The organism is Microbulbifer sp. GL-2 (assembly GCF_007183175.1).
Lineage (GTDB): Bacteria > Pseudomonadota > Gammaproteobacteria > Pseudomonadales > Cellvibrionaceae > Microbulbifer.
Map to the genome: position 1 here is coordinate 4,303,245 of NZ_AP019807.1, position 22,193 is coordinate 4,325,437.

Annotated in this window: 2 protein-coding genes; both read right to left on the minus strand. The window is 56.0% G+C overall.

Features of this window, described 5'->3' with window-relative positions; all coding sequences use genetic code 11:
• Positions 1-707: 707 nt before the first annotated feature.
• Complete coding sequence (locus GL2_RS18645) at positions 708-1,178, minus strand: hypothetical protein (RefSeq protein WP_143731802.1); 471 nt, start codon at positions 1,176-1,178, stop codon at positions 708-710.
• 1 nt (position 1,179) lies between these two features.
• On the minus strand, positions 1,180-22,128 hold the full coding sequence (locus tag GL2_RS18650; protein ID WP_143732242.1) for an RHS repeat protein: 20,949 nt from the start codon (positions 22,126-22,128) through the stop codon (positions 1,180-1,182).
• Positions 22,129-22,193 lie beyond the last annotated feature (65 nt).

Consider the following 22,193-nt stretch of genomic DNA (forward strand, 5'->3'; position numbering starts at 1 on the left):
ATGTAGTGTGGTCTTGGTGACTGACCTCTATTCCTGTTTACTTTTCTATTTACTATCAGTAACAGGAAAGAGAAGACCAATAGGGCCGGAGTGCGATCTTTTTTGTTGCGGTTTATCATTTTTGGGCTAGCGGGCCGGGGTGACCGGTATTTGGGTCTCGGAAAGTAAGGTTTTATTGCCGAAGTCACCTCCCCTATTCTATAAGGCTGAGCGACTCACCCAATACTGGTTTTATATCAGGCGAAAGTTTATATACCCGCTTTAAAGGCTTAGGGATTAGTGGAGACTGTACGACAAACCCGTATTCAACTCCATAAAGCTGGGTACACGGCATAAGCGACTGTCGACACTACCTTTCTGCCACACCCTGCTAGTTCCCACCGATTCTCTCGATACTACTTTCCACTTTTTCTCTAAAGTCACAGTTTTTCTAAGCCCAAGCATAGATATGCAGCATTTCATGTCCCCTTAACTATAAAGCAGAAAGGAATAGCCACTGGGACTAGCGCCAGCAACGCTGCTGGCGCCTTTCTCTAATCTATGGGTGTCCAGAATTTCTTCTCTTTTCGACCACCCATATTACGACCAATAATTGCAACCTTGCCATTAGTGCCGGGGAGAATTCGTTGAGCTTTAACGCCAGAGGCATTTATTCCTGCAATCTCTTCTATCTGGGCAGCAGAAATTGAACTGTTTGGAACAACAGCTTATTTATTACCAAACTCTAGTCTTTTGTGATATTCAAAATTATATGCATCGAATTGAAGCTTCCCTCTACCATATACTCCAACAAGATAGTCATTTTCAGACCAGCCACTAGGCACAATATGTTCTTCACTAGGAAACCTTAGCTCTGAAATTCTAGCCTTCACTTCATCCTTTACTGATTCAAATTCTTCTTTGCTAACATAAACAGCAATAGCACTGTGTAACACTACAAGAAAAGCTTCATCACCTATAGGAGCGACTCTAAAATCTAAGATGAACCGAGCTTCATTCATAGCTTCTTTAGCATTCTCAACACTATTTCCCTCATCATCTATAAAAAGCAGAGTACCATTTTTTAAAATAGTTACACCTGTACTTTTATCTGCAAAGAATTCACTTAACTGTACTTCAATTTCATCCAAAGGAGTCCTATTTAAAGGCTCCCATTTCAGCCGGATATTATCGTTCATACTATTTTACCAACCATTGTCGCACCAAGGCTTCAGAAGGAATTTCCGTATTAAACAGAAACTCTTGTTCTTGACGACCAATATTCAAATTGATGTCAAAGACATCTCTCCTATTTTCATAGTTTCTCATTGCTTGGGCATCAAACTCATGCCGCTGCATTCTAAACTCAGTTACAGTCGGTTCTAAATTTTTCCCATTAGGCCCTTTTGCAAAGTACTCAGCCACTACAGGATCTTTCGTCACCCCAATAGTTGGAAGACCTTGGCTACCAACATTACCATGAGTATCAAAAAGGTTATCTAAAGTACCATTGGCTTTAGCATCTAAAAAGCTTGCTCTTGATGCACCAATACCTTTTTCTTGAGCAAGAGATGATAAGAATTGGGTATTTGGAGTACCTTCACCCCGATAGAATGTAACCCAGTCTACAGGCCCTACGAAACCTGAATCGTAAACACTTCCAGAATACGCACTTCGTAAGTTTGGAACACCTCCAGCCCTAAGCGGATTAGTCTCCAAGTCCCCAACAGCCCCCCACTGCGCTGCCATTCTACCACCTGAGGTTCTGGTAAGCGCATTTTCAAGCATCTGCCCTCCGGCCAAGCTGACATGACGAACCGAGCTAACGGACCCACTACCGGTGATAATACTCACCACGGCACCGCCAACGATATCGCCACCCACCTTACCTATCGCTCCGGCTAGGCCAGACCGTTCATAGGTAGCTACGACCGAATCTTTGTACGTCACCGCACCATTAACCAGAGTTTCCCTGGCAAATTGAGCGTACTCGTGCTCCGGAGCGTATCTCTGTAGGGCAACCCCGGCTGTTAACTTGCCGGCGACTACCAGACCATCGGTGAAGCTTTCCCAATTCGCAGACTGGATATCACTGCCTAAAGCGCCAGTGAGCCCAAAACCATATTCAACCGTACGGCCGAAGCTTTCATAGGCACCCCAGACAGCAGCCGACAACTCTCCGAGCATACGGATGCCGCCATTGGCGCCCGCCCATTCACTATTGAAACGGGCTATTTCACCTTCGCGCCAAGTAGAGTAACTATTAAAAGACGCAACCTGTTCAGAAAAATCAGTCCCCCCCACACTCGCAAAATGCGTATTCGCTGCAGACGCTGCAACACCTGCATGGAAGTCATCCCAAACAGCCTGTACACCGGCCCTGGCCTGTATCGTGCGTGCTTCATAATTCGCCAGCTTTGCATCTAGCCGGCTATTAAAACCGGCGGAGTGCATCATCACTTGCGTATTCCGCTGGATCACCGAACTGTTAGACCAGTAGTCCTTTTCACTGCCCCAAATACCACTTTGGCTAGCAGTCACCACCAATTCCTGTCCTGACCAGCTGGAAGTTATATTGCTTGTTGAGCTACTGAACTGTTCAGTAAGACGTTGTTCTCCAGTACTGGTTTTTTCATTGCTAGTAACTGAACCCGCATCCAGACCGCCGCCGGCAACCGGCTCACCATCACCACCTAAGCGCTTGATCGAGCTTTGAGCGACTCCGGCAGCAGTGGCAATTGCCACACCACCCCAGTCAAAACTGTCACCCCAGATAGCACTCTGCACTGACTCGTTGATCAGGGCGCTGGTCAGCTCTCGGCCCACGTCGGCTCCGATTGAGCCTCCAGCTTGCAGAACTCCACCGAGTACTCCCGATTCACTGGTTTGTGAAAAACCTTCCGTTAGTCCCGAAGCAACACCGGAGGTAACCGCAGAGGTGGCCACGTTGCGCCAGCTAAAGCTCACATCCTTATTAAACGCTTTGTTGATGCCGTAGCTGCTAACCACATTGCTCGCGCCGAGGAGCGCTGAGCCAGCCCAGTTGAGCTTACTCACCCCGTCGACCACTTTGGTGAAGCTGTCAATTCCGTTCAGGTAGCCGGCCGCACCCACCGTTGCCATCGTGGTAAAGCCTCCTATAGCCACATCGCTCCAGCTAAAGTCCTCCTGCATCCCTAGGCCCATCGCAGTTACTTGGCTGGCAATCGAGCCCGCGGCACCCGCCACAAATGCGGCCCCAAAACCGAGACTACCAGTGGCAATAGCACTCGCGCCCGCCGTCATCATACCGCCGATGCTAGCGCCGGCAGCCGCAGCGAAAGCACCTGCTGTCAACACCGTGGCCACCACCGCAACCACAATCACCAGGATCATACCCAGCGCACCACAACCGCCGTCGTTATCCACCGGCGGTGGCGGCGGCACATCCGGCAGGGTCGGGGCGGTATCCCCCATCTGCAGGGCGCCGTCTACCGGGCGGAAGGTATCGCTGTTGTTGTGGATATTGGTAACCACATTGGGCAGTTCGAGGCGCTGGCCTTTGGTCAGTACCTCGTCGCCCTTCATGCCGTTGGCATCGGCCAGGAGATACCACAGGCTGGAGTCACCCCAGACCATGGCGGCGATGCTCTGCAGGGTCTCTCCGCCCTGGGCCTCGAAGCTTGAGTAACTGGCCGTGGGATAGTTGGGGTTGATCGGCTGGTAGTTCTGGTCGAAGTCCGCCGATTGCACCGCCTGTACGTGGTCGCCATTACTGTGGGAGTGGCGATTGCCTGCTCCTTCAGCTTGGGCCAGGGCTTTGACGTAGTCGTAGCGGCTGGGTACCTGGTCGTTGCCCACATCGCCGACGGCGTGGCCGTTGAAGTAGTAGAAGTGGCGCATCTCGCGGCCGTAGCTGTTCTGGCCGTCGTCGTTGATCTCTTCGCGCACCAGGGTGCGGCCTTCCTTGTCAGTGACATATGCGATGGCGCGCTGACCTTCCACGTCGTAGACGCGGCGGATATGGCCATTGGAGTCGTAGGTGTAGAAGGCTTCGCCGTTCTCCCAGCTGTCGCGCTGCTTGGGGTGTAGGTCCTTGTTGTCGGCGCTGATTACCACCGACTTGGTTTTGTAGCTATCCCACTTTTCGTAGGAGTTGTACAGCGTGGTCACCGTGGGGGCGGCGCCGTCTTCGGGGTAGGCGCTGGTGATGTTGGTGTCCACCGTCTGGCCGTCACCGAGGAAGGTGTTGCGGCTGCGGATGACTTCGTCGGTGGCTAAACCATTCTCATCGTACTGGGTGGTGGCGTAACCCAGTTGGATACCGTCGGCGTTGTAGTAGTTGTCGGTGGCGCTGGACAGTTTGCCGGCGGAGTCGTACTCGTAGTAGGCGGTGACCTGCCCCGCATCGTTGTTGACACGGCTGGCGCGCAGAACAAAGCCACTGCCCTGGTCGATATGCACGGTGGTGAGGCGGCCGTTGCTGTCGTAGGCGTACTTCTCGCGGATGCTGCCGTCACTGGCGCGGCTGGCGAGATAGCGCTGGTCGAGGCCGTTATAGGTGATGGCGGTGCCGGTTTTACCCAGGACAATCTGGCCGTTTTCAAACTCGCCGAGGGTGAGGGTGAAGCGGTTGTTCTTGTCGTAGGTGTAGTAGAACGATTGCGTCTTGCCGTCGATGGTGCCGTCGAGGTTGTCGACGTAGCGGCCGTCGTAAACACTGCTGACGCTGCGGCGGTTACTAAAGGCGTCGAAGGTGTAGTCGATCTGGTAGGCATTGCCGTATTCGTCGTAGCCTTCGATGCTGGTGATACGACCCTGTTCGTCGTAGACGGCATTGCTGTGCTGGTACACCACGCGGCCGAGGTTGTTGTACAGGTCGTTGGAGCGGTAGTAGAGCTCGCCAGTGCGGTTGCCCGCTTTGTCGTAGCGGTATTCGGTGACGGCGGGGGCGATATCGCTGTTGGCGGCGGTCTGGTCGCCATCGGCAAGGCCGTTGTTGCCGTAGTCGTAGGTGCGGAACAGGTTGCCGTTGTGGTAGTAGGTGTAGCGGATATCCTGGTTGTTGCGCGCTTCCCAGGTGCCGTCGCCGCTCAGGGCGGTATTGCCGGTCTGGCGCGATAGCCAGCCGGCGTAGTTGTAGGCGTATTCGATGCGATGGCCGCCGAGGTCGTCGTGCCAGACGGCTTTGCCGAAGTAGTCGACGGCGTCACTGAGTACATCCTCGTGGGAGGACTGGTTCCAGTCGGTGTCCACCACGCCGCCCATACCGGACTTGGCGATGGCGGTGATATACCCCCCCAGCTGCACTTGATCGGCGGCGCCCTGGGCCTGCTGGCCGGTGGCGGCGAGCACATTACGGCTCACCGCATCGCTCCAGGCGTAGGCGTAGTCGGTGATCTTGCCGTTGTAGCTCTTGTACTGCAGTACCCGGCCCATGCCGTCGTAGCGGTAGGTCTCCTGGCCGACGGTGCCGCTGCTGCCGACACTGCCACCGCTGTTGAAACTGGCGTAGAGCACAGGGTTAGTGTCGCCGTAGAGGGCGTTGCGGTGGCGGATGCGGTTGCCAAACTCGTCGTAGTCCCACTCGTCGTAGCGACCGGAGGCGCTGTAGCCGTAGTCAATCGCCAGGGAACTGTCCTGGAAGCGGTTCATACGCACCAGTTGGTTATTGGCGTCGTAGTGGTAGGCCACCTGGTAGTAGAGTGCACTGGTGCCGTTGCCGCGCTCGTTGGCGCGGTACACCAACTGGCTGCTGCCCTTGAGGTTGCCGGCCTGGTCGTAGACCTGACTGTCGTAATCGCCCTCGCCGTCCTGGCTGGCAATCAATAAGCCGGCCTCATAGTCCTGCAGGCGCACCTGTTCGTGCTGGGTGTTGTAGTTGGTAACAGCGCTGCGGGTGGCACTGCTGGCGCCAGCGGCAGCCTCAGCCCCGACTTTCTCCATCACCATTTCACCAAAGGCATTGACGCCGTATTCGGTGGCGGTGTGGGCGCGGAATTTGGTCATCTGCTCGGTGTAGACGTCCGCTTCCGGCTTCAGCTCCTTCACCACATTGCCGCGCTGGTCGTACTCGTACAGGGTGGTGTTGCCGTTGTTGTCGATCGACGCCACGTTCTCGCCAAAGGCGTTGTAGCTGGCGTGGTGGGCGATCAGTGTCTCGTCGTTGGCGGCACCGGTCAGTTGCAAGGCGATATTGCGGATGGCCTCGCGGTTGTACAGGCCGGTCTGGGAGTAGAAGACGGAGGTGTAGCTGTCGCCCTCTGAAGAAACGCTGCGGGTATAAGTATTGGTGGTGACGGTTTTCTTTACTGCGTTGGTTAAATTATTAACGGTCGCTGGGGCAGTATTATTGAAATTGCCTTTAGCTTCATTAATTACTGTACCGCTGCTGTTTTTTACCTTCATGGTGAAGGCAAGGCTACTGCTGTTGGACATACCAGTGGTACCAACATTAGCCATACCGTTGACAACGCTGGCCGTTACAGTTTTGCCATCGGCTGTGAATTCTACTGTTTTTGCAGAGCTGTCGAGGTTAAAAATACGGACGTATTCATCGGAGGTTTTTGTTGTCCCAGGTCGACCATGAGCAATGGTCTGCGCTCCCCACTCTTGCCCAAAGGATTTTAGTTTAACAGAGGTACTATACTCCAGTGATGGACTGCCTCCGTTAGAATTCACAACTTTACTGGTAGTTTTTTCTCCACCAGAAAGCATGTGTACCCCGTTTCCAGGTATTAATACCGCCTTGTTATTAATATATAGATATACAGATTCATTAGTAGGCAGACCAGATACTTTTATTGTTACTAATTGTTCATAGGTATAGTCGTAATATATAAATCCTGGTTCACTTCCAGTAACCACTCGGCTAATGACATTTGTGCCGGCATTCGTAAACTCAACAGTAATTCGTTTTGTATCGACACTCCCAGGCTTACTGATAGCTCCCTGCCCACCAACTGCAGCATAAGTAGTCTCATTGATTTTCGCCGAGTCACTGTAAGCTAGACTCGTACTTCTCGAACTGCCCTGCTTCGAGGATTGGTAACCGGCGGACAACCAGAACTTATTCACCTCCGGTAGATGCTCAAGGCCAACCCCTTCCCCCGGCAGACCCACGCTGCCACTTAAACTGTCGGCACTGTTGCTGTAGAGGTCCACTGCATGCAATACCAGCCCATCTGCGCTCAGGAATGTCAGCGATACCGCTGCGGCATTACTGTTGAGCGCGATGTCCATGCCATCGCTCCAGTTGTACTGGGTGTTGTTCATCACCACCTGGCCACTGGCATTCTTCGCCAGCACTTTGACCTTGGTGTTGTTGCCGAACACACTGGCCACGTCGCTGCTGTCGAGACTCAGGGTGTTGCCGTTCACCGACCAGTCCAGGCTCGGCATGACCTGCAGGGGGTTGTTCTGCGCATCTTCCAGGGCGCTGTCCGCGGCACTGTCATCCGCCTGCAGGAAGTCGCTGGTGATGTCGTAGTTGTAGGTGTTGGTGGTGATCACCACTTCGCGCCAGCCGTACTCGGTGTTGCCCTTGGACAGGGGCACAAAGATATGTACCTGCTCTTCCACTTCGATACGGTTGGTAAACACGGTAATGGTTCGGCCACTGTCGAGGGTGACCTGGCGGCTGGTGTAGTAGTGCCGGGTATCCCGTTCGATATAGCCTTTGTGGCTGCCCTGGCTGGTGCCATCGAGCTGGTAGCTGGTACTGCCCAGCAGCCCGGCGAGATCGGTTTGCTGTTTGGCGGTGAGCCCGAGGTCTTCAAAGTTGAGGCGCGGGTCGTTGCTGCTCAGGTAGAACAGTTCATCGGTGTTGTCCTCCCAGGAACGGCTGCTGTCCACGGCGGTGGCGCCGCCGGGGTTGCTGGCATAGCCTTCGCCTTCATTGCCCACGTAGCCAATATTGTTATCGCGCACAGTCTTCTGCACGCGCTCGGCGGGCATGCTGTGTTTGTTATTCACCGCGGCATCGGCGGTGCTGGGCATATTGCTGTTGTTGAGGCTGACCCAGACCGTAGAGTTACTGGTGCTGTTGGTGGTTTTTTTGCTGGAGCCAGTGCTGGTGATGCTCGGGTTAGTGCCCGCTTTGCTGTCCACCGCATTGATCACTTCAGAGCCGTCGTTGTCCACGTCCCAGTTCACATCCAGATCGGAATTATCAGTGGGCGTCGCCAGCGGGGCATCCACTACGGTAATCAACTGGTCTTCCTGATCGTACAGGCTGTACTTCCACTGGGTCTCACTCTGGGTGAGTTCATTCATAGCCTGCCGCGCGGTTTGGATTCCGCTCAGGCTGTTGTTGTTGATCGCGGTAATTTCTAAAGTGGCATTGCCGTTCTGGTCGTACAGGTAAATACGCGGGGAGCCGTTGTCGGCGTTGGTTTTAAATAACCGTCCGAGTTCGTCGTAGACGTAGTACTCCTGGTATTTACCACCAATCACCGAGTCACGGACATCGGTATTAATGCCCTTGCCGATAATCTGCCCGTGGGTGTTGTAGGCCATATCGTGCTGCACCAGGCCGCCCTGCTCGGTCTTGTCGACGTTGTTGCTGCGGGCGATCTCGCGGCCGAGGGCGTCGTACTGCAGCCAGGTGGTGACCTGGCTCTGGGCGTTGTCGATATCCGTCTGTGTTTTGCTCTGGTAGACGGCGTTGCCGAAGGCGTCGAAGTAGAAGCGGGTCTTGCCTTCGTAGTTGGCTTCACCGCGGTTTTCCCGCGCGTCGCGGGTCTCCACCCGCTTGCCGATCATGTTGTAGTGGTGGCTGGTAACCTGGCCACCACTGTCGTTGTGCACTATCTCGGCGGTGCGGTTGCCGAACAGGTCGTAGCGGTAGCTGATGGTGCCGCGCACACTCTGGCCGCGGTAGTCGGTGTACTCGGCGCCGCGGGTTTGTACCTGCTGGCCGTACACGTTGTAGTCAACACTTTCCACACGGCTGTCTGCGGCGTTTTCATCGCCGTCGTAGCGCACGGTGGTGGTGGCCCAGCCGTTGCCGTCGTAGTCATGGCGAGTCACCAGGTCACTGCTGACCCGGCTGACATTGAGGGCGGTGCCGGAGTTGCTGATGCGCACGAAGGATTCCCCTTTGGTGCGCTCTTCCAGCAGTAGTCCGCGGCCACTGTACACATATTCGGTGGTGCGCTCGTCGCCGGTGGCAACATTGGCCACCAGGGCAGCGCGGTTGCCACCGTAGAGGTTGTCGAGCCAGGCGTGGCGGGCTTCGTTGTCGGCGGGGGCGCCGAGCTTGGCGAAGTCGAGGGCGCCGGCGTAGCGGGTTTGTGCCGTGATCTGGCCGAGACCGTCGTAAATATACTCGGTGACATAGCCGAGGCGGTCCACTTCCAGTACGCGGTTGCCGGCGGCATCGTAGAGGGCGAAGCTGGCCTGGTCCTTGCCGTCGATCTGGATAATGGGGTTGCCGTTGGCATCGTAGAGCGCTTGGCTGCCCTGGGTGCTGCCGAGGCTGAAGCCGTTTTGCAGTTCCTGCTGGTCGCCACTGGTGGAGTCCGGGGCCACCAGGTTGTTGAGGTCGAAGAAGACCCCGGCATCGGATTCGGTTTTGGTCACCAGGTTGTTGGCGTTGTACTGGTAATGGGTCGTGCGTCCGGTGCTGGACTCGCTGCTCTGCAAAGCCTGGGCGTCGCTGCGCCAGTGCTCGACACTGCTGTCGAGGTTGAGCCCATTGAGGCTGCCGTCCCAGGGGCTGCCGTTAATGGTGAGACGCTGGTCGTAGCGGGTCTCGCTGCGCAGGTTGCCGGCGGCGTCGTGGCGGTTGTAGGTCAGGCCGCCGTCGGTATCCAGGGCGTACACCTGCTGGTCCAGGCGGTTGTAGTGGTAGGCGCTGGCCTGGATCTGGCCGTGCTGGACACCGCTGGCGCTGCCGTCGTCGTTCAGGCTGGCATTCTGCAGACCGCGCTGGCCTTCATACACCAGGCGGCCGAGGGCGTCGTAACGGCGCTCGGTCACCGTGCGCATCGGCACCGTGTCGATAGTGCCGTCGAAGTCGGCACTGCTCTGGGCGTTGCCTGTGGTGCCGATAAAGGCGGGACCCAGCAGTGTCAGCAGCTGGCCGTTGTGGTCGTAACGCATATAGCGGTTCTGGATACCGTATACCGAGGCCTTCTCCTCCCCGGCGCTGACATCCCAGTAATAGCCTTCCGCTTCGAAGGTCTTATCGAAGGCGTTGTAGTTGTACTTGGTAATGGCGCGCACCAGGGTGGTACTGGTCTGATGCGAGGTCAGTGTGGCGTAGTACTCGTGCCCGGTCTCCTGGGTCACCCGCCCCTGGGCGTCAAAGAGATAATCCGTGCGCGCGCCGCGGGCGTCGATCATGGCGGTGCGGTTGCCGGCAGCGTCGTATTTATAGGTGGTGACATTGGCGGTGGCGTGACCGTTGATCAGGTCGTAGCCGTACTGGGTGCTGGTGAGCAGCTGGCCGCGGTTGTCGTACACACTGACGCTGTGGCGGTCGCGCACAGCATCCTGTAAACCGCTGAGTAAAGCGTCCAAACCGGCGCGGTTGAGAGCGGCGATATCGGTGCTGTCGGCCAGCTTTTGCGCATAGGTGCGCACGTCCACGGCCTGGCCGAAGGCGTCATAACTGTACGTAGTAACGGCACCATCCGGGGTCACCTGGTGGGTGAGCTGGTTGTTGGCGTCGTACAGGAAGACCCCGGTATTGCCGTTGGGGTCGGTGGTGGCGACGATATTGCCGAAGGCGTCCAGCACCGTCTGGGTGCTGCCGCCGCGGGCGTCGATCTCACCCACTTTGCGCCCCAGCTGGTCGTGCAGCTGCTGGCTGATATAGCCGGGGCCGCGGGGGCTGACCAGCTTCTCCAGTTCGCCGAAGGCGTTATAGCCAAAGCGGGTTGTCGCAACCTGCTCGTCGGCACCCAGCTCCGCTTCTGTGAGATTGTGGCGGTTGTCTATGGTGCTCTGTTCCCAGTCTGGCAGACCACTGGTCTCTTCCATCAGGCGACCCAGTTGGTCGAAACTACGGAAGGTCACGCGCTGTTCGGCCAGACCCTTGGCCTCAATCGTGCGCCAGATTTCGCCGAAGGTGGTGTAGGTATACTCAGTGATTACCCCGGCACTATCGGTTTCTGTATGCAGTTTGCCGCTGGATAAATAAGTGTACTGGCTGCTGCGATCCTGGGCGTGGGCCAGGGTATTGGTATTGATAGCACTGGGGTCGGTGTTTTGCGCCACCGCTTGGCTGTAGTGGGTCTCGCTCAACACCTGCCCCAGGGCATCGTAACTCCAGGTGGACAGATAGCCCTGGGTTCCGTTGGCTGGGACCTGCTTGTGAGTCAGGCGGCCGGCGGCGTCGTAGCTGAGGTAAGTCTTGTAGCCCAGTGGGTCGCTGATCTGGGTGCGATTGCCGAGGGCGTCGTACTGGTAACTTTCAACGTAATCCCGCAGGGCGCCATCCGCCCACACTTTCTCGGTGAGGCTGGCCTTGCGCCCGGCAGCGTCGAACTGGGTGACGATCACCTGGTCGTGCTGGCTGCTGGCGCTGATGCCCAGGTCCGTTGCTCTGAGGTCCGTCCAGCTGCTGGCGGCGGGTACACTGATGCCGTTGGCGTAGCGGATCACCGTCTCGGTATCGTTGCTATCGTCGTAGCGGGTCTCGGTGACATGGCCGAGACTGTCGACAGTATGGGTGCGGCGACCGGCGGCATCGTAGATAAAGGTGCTGTGGCGGTTGTCTGCGGCTTCCGCGTTCAGCTGGGCAGTGGTCTCGCTGGCGAGGTTCAGGGCACGGGCGTAGGCGATCTCACCGACTACTTCACCGCGACTGTTGTACAGGCTCTCGGTGACATAGGCGTATTGCACCCCGCCCTGTTCGAACAGCCGCAGGGTGTGGGTCTGGCGGCCGGCGGCGTCGTACTGGTAGCGGGTCTCGCGATCTTTACTGCTGTCGCGCACCAGGTCGGCCACAGTTTCGCTGGACGGATCTATCCTGTCGGCATAGCGGATCACGGCGCTGACGCGCCCACTGCTGTTGTACACCGTCTCCGTCACATACCCAAGGGCGTCGATAGTGTGAGTCAGCTGGCCGTCGTCGTTATAGACGTAGCGGGTGGTGCGGTCCCAGCCAGTGATGCTGTTATATATCGCTGCCACCGAGGGGATATCCAGGGTCGCCGGCAGCCTGAGGGCGCCGTGATGCTCTGTACTAACAACCAGTTGCCCGGCGGCGTCGTACTGCCTTTCCCTAGCGGTATACCAAGTGCCATCCGCTGAGTGTGGCATCAACACAAAGCGCTCACGCCCCAGTTCGTCGTAGACAAAGTAGGTGCTGTGCCCCAGGGCGTTGGTTATCGCGGTGCGGTTGCCGGCCTGGTCGTACTCGTAGCGGGTGGTAATGGCGAGGCCATTGGGATCGAGGGTCTCGCTCAACACCCGGCCCAGCTCGTCGTAGCTGTAGGCGGTGGTGCGCTTGATCGTGGCGCTGCCATCAATACCCCCGCTGAGGCTGCCCTCCTGCACTTGCAGCACATTGCCCTGGCCGTCGTAGCGGTACTGGGTCAGCAGGTTGAGGCCAGAGCCATCGCTGCTGGCATCGACAATCACCCGGCTCACGCGGCCATTTTTATCGTACTCGGTGCGGGTCACGCTGCCGCTGGCGTCCACGCTTTCCTCATAGCGGTGGCCGTAGCGCTGGGTGGTGGTCAGGTTGAGACCACCCACATCCTGGGTGCGGGTCAGTACCCGCCCCTGGGGGTCATAGGTCAGCTCGGTGCGCACGCCACTGGCGTCGACACTGGCGGTGAGCTGGCCGGCGGCGTTGTACTCGCTGCGGGCACGGTTATCGAGGGCGTCGGTGGTACCGGTCAGGTTGCCCTGAGTGTCGTAGTCATAGCGCACCTGGCGCAGCCAGCTGTCCCCGACTTTGATGGAGACTTCGAAGGTCTCACCGTGGATATTGTTGACGGTGCGAGTTTGTACTCCCTCTGGAGTGGTGACAGTCTGGCTGCGGCTGGCGTCGTCGTATTCGTAGCGGGTACTGCGGTTCAGCGCATCGGTGCGGGTCAGTACCCGGCCGAAGGCGTCGTAGCTTAAGTGGGTCTGCTGTTTCAGGGTATTGGTCTGAGTCACCAATTGTCCCAGGCGGTCGTAGGCGTAGTCGGTGCTAAAACCGCGCGCATCGGTACTGGATACCGCTTCGCCGAAGGCGTTGTACACCGTATTGGTGCCCACGCTGGCGAAGGGACCACTGCTCAGTTGCGCACTGCTCGTTTCCAGTTCACCACGGCGACTGTAACTGAAGTCCGTGACCGCCTGGCGGCTGTTGGCAACATCAATCGCCCGACTTAAACGGGTGCGTTCGCCAAAGGCGTTGTACTGGGAGGTGCTGACAAAGCCCTCGCCGTCCGTGCTGTTGTCCACCTGGCCGCGCTGGGTGTAGACGGTGCTGGTGACGGTGTCTTCACCATCGACAAGGCTGGCCGCCAGGCTGTCCAGGGTGGCGGCGTCGCCGGCCAGGCCCAGGTTGTTGAGCGCGGTATTGCTGAGGCGGCTGGCATACTGGCGGGTGCCGGTCACTTCGCCGAAGGCGTTGTGGCTAAAGCTGCTCAACTGCCATTCGAGGGCGTTGTTACCGGGGTTGAACACCGGTGCCAGGCTGTACTTCAGCAGGCCGTCGGCTCTGTAGGCGAAGTGGGTGGTGTAGCCATTGGCATCGGTGCTGCTGATACGGCGACCGCTGTCATCGTAGCTGTGGCTCAACACCACCCGACCCTGGTGATCCCGCTCGGCGATCACCCGGCCCTGTACGTCGTACTCAAACTGGTAATCCCGCGCCTCGCTGTCGTTGGCACTGAAGGTGGGGTCGCCTTGGTAGTTATCCAGGTAGTTATCCAGGATGGAGCCACTGGCAATAATGCCGCTGCGGCTGCTCGCCAGCTGGCCGCCGGCGGTATAGGTAAAGGTGCTGGTGTTGCCGGAAGCATCGGTGGCGTGGGTCACCTGGTTGCGCCCGTCGTAGCGCCATTCGCTGATGCGGTCGGCACCGGAGGCCTGCGGACGCAGTTGTCCTGGAATATCAGTGCCTGCTGCTTCGAGGGTATCGGTGAGGATCTCTACTCCACCGATACGGCCACTGCCGCGCACGGTAAACCAGTCGATCTCTTTCAGTTCAACACTGTCATCAAAGTAAGCAATATCAGCCTGGATATCCCGCTCAAAGGTCTGCCAATTGCCGTCCAGGTAGCGATCTTCCAGTGGGAAATTATAAAAAGTGGTTCCGTTACTATCGATAAAGGTGCTCGGCTGGCTAATCGATGAACGATAAGCGACATAGGCACTGCTGGTGGAAGAGGTACTGACCCGATAGTAGAGATTAACGCTCCCAGTAAGCTTGATTTGCGCAGAGGCGATGGTGCCACCGGTAATATTCCAGCTGGTAAACCCGCCGTTATCACTGATACGCAGGCGGAAGCCATTATCGGTACCACTGCCAGCCAGCTCGACCACGTCCTGCTGTAACTGACCATCGTAAGCGCGGGTAACACTGGCGCCAGTGGGGTCATTGTCATAAAGCTGCCAGTTACTGGCATCGATATTATCGCCGCTATTAAAACGGTGACGCACAAAGTCCACCCCGCCCAGGCTCAGGCGTGCGGGATCCCCCTGCACTGCTGTTAGAGCGCTATCCAGATCTCCGAGAGCCGTGGCGTACTGAGTGCTCTTCACCCGGTTGCCGGCTACATCGTATTTGTGTTCGGTGACATAGCCTTCGGCATTGATCTCGGCCACTTCGCGGCCCTGGCCGTCGTAGAGCCAGTAGCTGCTGCGATCCGCCGCCGGATCTGCGGCGGGGCGCAGGGTCTGCAAGGTGCCGCTGTTGAGCCAGTGACTGCTCTGGTCGTAATCCGCCACGCGGTTGGCGTAGCGGGTGCTGGATACCAGTTGGCCGGCGCGGTTATAACGGTACTCGGTTAGATAACCCTCCGCATCCAGGGTGGCCGAGACCCGCCCGGCATCGTCGTAGAAGCTGCGCTCAATACGCGCATCTGCCAGGTCCACCCCCGTGGCGGCGGCACTGAGTGCCTGGGTATAACTCTCGCCGGCGGCCAGGGTAAAGCGCCCCACCCCGCTCTTGCTCACCGGGGCGCCGCCCACATCCAGGGTGTAGGACAACTGGTATTCATAGACGCCGTTGGGGTGGCTGGCCTTGTCCAGCTCCACCGCGCCTGTGGCTGGGTCGAGCGACAGGCTCTCCCAGTTAGAACTGCCCAGCGGGCGGATAGACAGGTTCACTCCGCTGGCAGCATAGGGTTCGTCCAGCCCCAGGCTCAGTTGCGGGTTGGTCACCGACTGCAGCTGGCGCCCCACCTGCTGCTGGAAGCTGGCATCCACTTGGCTGCTGCCGCCGATATAGTGGCGGGTCACCTGCACGCTGTAATCTCCATCGGCCAGGGTCTCGCCCACCAGCAGGTTGAGGCGCCCGGCGAAGGAGCCGTCGCGCAGGGTGGCGGGGTCGATCCAGGTCTGCACCGGCTGCGCGCTGATGGGGGAACCGGTGGCATTGTCGATTACCACGGTTTCCAGATAGGCGATATCCGCCGCTTCGGCGGCGCTCAGATAGCCTTCAATGGCATAGCCTTCGGCGCTGCTGCGCTCATAGCCCGGCACCGCCCAGCTGGCGGGTTTGGTACCGCTGTCGTTGGCGGCAAAGGTGCCGGACAGGGTGCGCAATAAACGATCGTTATCACTGAGACCGTTGCCGTCGGCATCGCGGTAGGTGGCGATACGGTATTCGTAGTCGCCGGACAGTTCATAGCCCAGGTTGGCGGTGAAGCCGCTGCCGCTTTGGTTGACCCCGGCACTTAACCAACCATCATTATTTGTGATTTCAACAGTACCAATACGGCCACTACCGCGCACAGCAAACCAATCAATCTCTGCTATTTCAATGCTGGTATCAAAGTAAGCAACATCAGCCCTGATATCCCGCTTAAACGTCTGCCAGCTACCATCCCGGTACTTTTCTTCCAAGGGAAAATTATAAAAAATTACCCCATTACTATCGGTAAAAGTGTAAGGCTTACTGGTTGATGAGCGGTATGCTACAAAAGCAACTCCACTGGAAGTGCTCAACCGATAGTAAACCGTGGCCTCGCCGCTGAGTTGAATCTCAGCTTTGGCCATAATGCCATCGGTAATATTCCAGCTTTCAAACTGACCATTAGTACCATTGCGCAAACGGAAACCGTTATCGATACCACTACCACTCAGCTCAATCACATCCCGCTGTAACTGCAGGTCATACACTTTAGTGGCGGTAGCTCCACCAGGGGTGTTGTCATAGATTTGCCAATTACTACTGCTGACATTATCGACATCATTAAAACGATAACTCACCACATTGCTATCGCCAACGACACGGCGGTATTCCAAGCGGGTAACTTCGCCCGCAACAGGGGTATAGACGGACTCGGACCACTGGATTACCCGGTCCTGTACCGGCTGCTCCCCCACTTCCACCGGGAAAGCCGCTCTCACACTGCTGCCGTCGTCGTAGTGCAGGGCCAAGGTCACACTATAGGCCTGCCCCGCAGCCAATTCAGAGCCGATAGCCAAATTGACTTCGCCGTTGTAGTTGCCAAACAGCTGCGGATAGGTCTCGGCAGTGGATACCAACTGGCCGCTGCTATTTTTAACCTGTGCGACAATTTTATTGAGAGCGGGATCACTGCCAATAGAAACCGGGTAACCCTGAATGGCGTGGCCACTGCCACTTTGCAGGGAGACCACGCTGTACTCGAAATCGAAACTGCTGGCTTTGGTAGAGCCCTTGCCCACTGTCAGCGACGGGTTGCCTGTGGTCTTTTTAACTTCAATTCCGTTTTGCTCGTAGCGAATACGGAGGTTGTAATTGCCCTCCACAATCGTGCCATCATCCACATCACCGAGAATGACTTTAAGGTTGGCACCGTCCTCTAATACCGGCACCGACTTCCAGACATTGGGAGATGCTTCATATTCGAAAATGGCAGTGCTGCCTGCGGGGCGCGAGCTCTCAGGCCATTGGAAAGTGGTGGGGTGGTATTCGGTTTGGGTACCGATTTCATAGTCAAAGGTGTTGGTGCCAGCCTTTTTCCCGTGCAGGTCATAAGTGGTGACTTCCACTTCGTAGCGGCCATTCCCCAGTTCCCCCTTGCCGGTGGGCGTATGGGTATCCACTTCAATGGTGCCTATCCGCCCATTGCCACGGATATAAAAGGCTTTAATCTGCTGCACCTCGGCAGCCGGATCCAGGAAGGCCACATCGGCGAGGATATCCCGCTCGAAGGTATGCCAGTTGCCATCCAGATATTTATCTTCCAGCGGGAAGGTATAATAGGTCGTATTGGATGAAGAGGAAAAATTGATATAAGGTTCCTGCACACCGGAACTGTAGCTTACATAGGCCGGCCCCTTTGAAGTCTCCAGTCGATAATAAAGAATTGCTTCGCCGGACAGATTCAGCTCCGCCCGAGCCTTGGTACCATCGGTGATATTCCAGGCATCGATTTGGCCACCCTGCAATGTGCGGAAACCATTGCTGGTACCATCGCCGGAGATCTCGATAACATTGCGCTTTAGTGTGCTGTCATACACGCTATTAAGGGTCGCACCAGCTGGAGTGCTGTCGTAAATCTGCCAATTTTTGTTATTGATATTCTGGCTGGTGTTAAAGCTGTGACGGACAAAGTCCGCAGAAATATTGAGGTTACCGTTATAGGTATAGTTACTGGGATTTTCCGCTTTGAGCCAGGCTAAATAATCCGCCGGGTAATCGGTACCGCTATAAATAACCTGACCGCTAACCTTATCCCGCACCACGATATCGGCGCGGGAGACCGATGCTGCTGTACCTTCAGAAAAATACCCGGAAACACTGGATGCAGTACCCACTTGGACATATTTAGTGGAGGCGAACTTAAAGTTCGCAGTGGCAGAACTGCTATCGGTGGTTTTACCATCTTTATCAACAACAAAAGTTCCACCAGCCGACTTCACCACCTGATTGCCGTCGATATACTCTATCAGGTATTCATAAGTTGTTTTTGTCCCCGTATCACCTATCACACCGAGATCCGCAATGTGATTGGCACCCTCTACAGTTGGGGAAACACTGGTCCAATTATCGTTGCTGCCATCTACACGATATTTAAAAACAACTGCGGCACTATCTGGCTGGGTGGAGGCGGGCCAGATAACTTCTGTAGGATTATAAAAATATTGCTTCCCTGACTCATATACAAAGCTATCATTGGAAGTGCTCCCATCGGCCATGGTTATCGACAGGGTTACATCATATTTTCCAGACGGTAGCGCACTCCCAATACGTAAATTGACTTTCCCACCCCAAGCAAACCCATCACCCGAAATATCCTGTGGGTAAGTCCAGGTAGTATATGTTTGTCCTGTTTCTTGGTTTTTTGAAATAGCCTTTATAGATTTAATATTTACTGCTGAGGAATATTTATTGACAGCAGTCGAGCCAGAAACAGATTTTACTTGGGCCCGAAAAACTGTGCTCTTGCTTTGATTTGAAGTAGCGATAGCAGTAAAAGAATTTTCACCTCGCATCATTACTTCACTACCTGAATAGTAGTCTATTCGATAGCTGTAAGTTCCACTGCCGGGGTTATCAAATCTTACTGTATTTGCATGGCCACTAGAAGAAAAACTCTTGGATATCCAAGAGCCACTACCGCTCTTATAATAAAATTTAGTGGTTTTATCCTGAGCATAAGTTGGATCAGTCCAGACTAAACGAACTCCCAAATTATAAGTTTTTATTTGTGAATAAGTATTTTTAGTATAGGTTCCTTGAGATTCCCAAATCCAAATCTCTCCTCCGGGCTCGCCAGGATTGCTATTAATATAGCGAAATGTTTCCCTTTTTTCCTCAGCCTTTACTGTTATTTTATATGTGCCCGCTGGTAAGTTGTCACCATAATATTTAGTTAAATCTACACTACCATCCCAGGTTTTACTCGTTATTGAGTATGAAAATATCCCGTCATATCCAGAAGGCAAAGATGTGTCAGTTCTTGTAACTGTTACAGAAAGCCTCCAGCTATGAAACTTATCTGAAGAGTGATCGGGGCCTGCAGTTCTAGAGGTAAATGCTCCCGATATAAGCTTGGTACTACTATTAGTTGAATTTACCTTGGTATGCTCGCGGTAAACTGTAACCGTCTTGCTCTGTGATTGTGCACCACCAATATTCTGTAGAGCCACTGTGGAGAATGATAAATCTCCTTCCAACTGTGGATTCCGGCTCGTGAGGGGGCTGGCCACACTCAACGTGCGGCTATCAGTATCCGTAAACTGCTCTGCAACAATCGCCGTGCTGGCATAAGTATAGGGCTGTACCGGCGGGCGGGTATAGGCAGTAGTAATAGCACTGCCACTCACCCTTTCTATTTGCGTATTTTCGACCCGCGCATTAGTGGTGCCACTCAGGACGTAGGGATTTTGCGCCGGGCGTGTGGTGGCGGATTGACTGAGGTCGATACTGCCACTTTGATTGACAATACTGCGCTGGTTAAAACCGAGGCTGTCTGCCTGGGCATAACTCTGCTGCGGGTCTACCCACTGGGTGGCGCTGTCGCTGGTAACGCTGAGGTTGGCATTACTGGCTGCGTAGTTAGCCGCTAGGGTTGCGGTGGTCTCTCCCTGGGGATTTTGTATTTTTACACCGTACTGGGTGGTGCGCAGCACCTGCCCCTGGGCATTGTATTGGGTTTCACTCAGGTAACCTTCGCCGTCCACAAAGAAACGCACCTGACCGGCGTCATCGTAGTATTGGTAAGTACTGCGGTCATTGCCGGGCACGGCAGTTGGGCGCAGGTCTGCCAGGGTGACACTCTGCTCAATGCCAATCACATTGCCGTCATTGTCTTTCTGCAGCAGGCTCTGCAATTGGCTGCCGCTGAGTCGGTTGGCGTAGTGCGTGCTTTGTACCTGCTGGCCTTCAGTATCGTAGTGGAATTCGGTGATGGCGCCGGAGGCGCTGATCACGGCTACCATCTGGCCTTTGTCGTCGTAGAGGCTGTGGCTGATAGCGCCAATCGCGTCCTGGGTGGCGCGGATACGCCCGAGGGTGTCGTAGAAGTAACGGGTTTCACCGAGGGTGGCATTGCCATTGGTGGTGTCGTGGCGGATTTCGCTGATCAGGCTGCCGTTGGTGGCGTAACTGCGGGTGACCTGCAGGCCGTCGGCATCGGTGCTGATCACCTGGGCTTGCGCGTCGTTGTACAGGGTGGTGCTGGTGTGCCCTTCGGCATCGGTGCTGCTGAGCAGGCGGCCGAGGCCGTCGTAGACATAACTGGCTTTATAGGTGCTTGAGTCCTGCCCGCTGCCGCGGGGATCTATGGTGCTGCGCAGCTGGCCGTTGGCGTCGTAGACGGTGTATTGAGTGGATTCACTGCCGTCGGCAATCCCCTGTCCGTTGCTGCCCACCTGACTGTAGCTTGTGATGCTGTAGACCTGGCCGCGGAAATCCAGGCGGGTGTCACTTCTGCGGGTGGCGTTGTGCAGGTTGTTGGCCTGGATATCGCCCTGGGTATTTTGCACCCAGCTATTGAGGCTGGCATAAGTGAAGTCGACGGGGTTTCCGCTACTCGCTTCGCTGTAGTTGGCGGCATCGAACTGGTCGAAGTAGCCGTGCTGCAAGTAGGTAATGGCACTTACTGTGCGGGCGGGAATGCCGTACTCGGCGTTCTGTGCGGCATCGCTGTAGCGGGTTTCCTGGACGGTGCCGTCGTGGCCAATCACAAAACGCAGGCGCTGCTGGTCGTCATAGACATAGTGGGTGACACGAGCTTCGGCCGGTTGCTCGGCACCATCGCCATCGGGGTCCGGGCGCAGGTAGACCGTTTCTTTACTCAGCTGGTTATAGCTGTCGTATTCCCGTTCGACCGTATTGCCCTGGGCGTCGCGTACCAGGGTCTGGTTGCCGCGGCTGTCATATTCATAGACGGTGGTATCGCCGCTGTGGTCGGTGAGGCTCAACAGGTTGCCGTCGGCATCGTAACTGTACTGGGTCAGTTCGCGCACGCCACTCTGGTCGGCGGGGGCTTCCATCTCGGTGATGCGCCCGGCGCTGTCGAAAGTCAGTTCGGTTTGAATACCAACTCGGCCGCTCACTGCCGCTTCCGGATTACTGATTTGAGTAATCGTCGTTTTGCGATTGGCCAGGTCGTAGCTGTAGGTGGTGATACGGCGGTCGCTGTTATCAAATTCCTGCGCCATGCCACTGGCATTTACCCGGCCAGTGTGCACTTCGGAAATACGGTAATCCCCCTGCCCATCTACATTCGTGTAGTAAAAGAGCATCAGGGTACCGTCGCTTTGCTGAACTGAAGCGACGCGGGTACTGTCATCATGGTACCCATAAGTAGTGGTGTACACATTACCGTCGGCGATACTGCTATCTTGCGGGGACAGGTCGACGGTGACAGTTTCCAGGCGGCCCTGGGTATCGTAGCTGTAGTGCAGGCGCTGCTCAGTGGCGCCATCACTGCTGACGGTCACTGCGGTAACGCGGGTACCGGTATAAGTAATCGCGAGTGTCTGGCCGGCGGCATCGGTAATACTGTTCACCAAACCACTGCTGTTGTGGCCAAAGGCTACTTGGCGGCCTTCGGCATCGACGCGGGCCACCAGTTTCCAGTTGCCATTGATATTGCCGTAGACCTCTTCGGTGCGACTGGAGCCTTCACGCCACACCCATTGATTATTACCACTGTCGAACACAATCTGGTCGTGTGCACCGGCACCATCAGGGGAGATATAGGCCTGCAGGCTGGCATCGTAGGTGTATAAAGTCTCGGCACCATCGCCACTGATACGGGTGATCTGGCTACCGGGCTGGTTGGGCGTACCAACCAAATTAGTCAGCTGATTGGAGAAGTTAAAGCGAAAGCCGTCAATGTTATCGCCATCCAACTGCCCCTGGCTGTTGTAAGTACGCAACAGGGACAAGTCCAGGCCAGAGGCCGCAACAAACTCATCCTGCTGGCGCAACACCAGGTTGCCAGTGGATGCATTGACGTAGATAGATTCACGTCCCTGTCCAAAGTTCGCCGAACCCACACCGGTCTTTATGCTATTAAACAGACCCAGTGCTTCTCCGCTGATAACGGCGACCATAACTCCCCCTAAGATATATCCTGTCTAACCTGCACAACTACAGGCTTTGTTAACTCGGCTTGGCG

Bases quoted from the DNA above. Each gene is read 5' to 3' on its own strand.
- GL2_RS18645 (WP_143731802.1), bottom strand. From the start codon at position 1,178: ATGAACGATAATATCCGGCTGAAATGGGAGCCTTTAAATAGGACTCCT.
- GL2_RS18650 (WP_143732242.1), bottom strand. From the start codon at position 22,128: ATGGTCGCCGTTATCAGCGGAGAAGCACTGGGTCTGTTTAATAGCATA.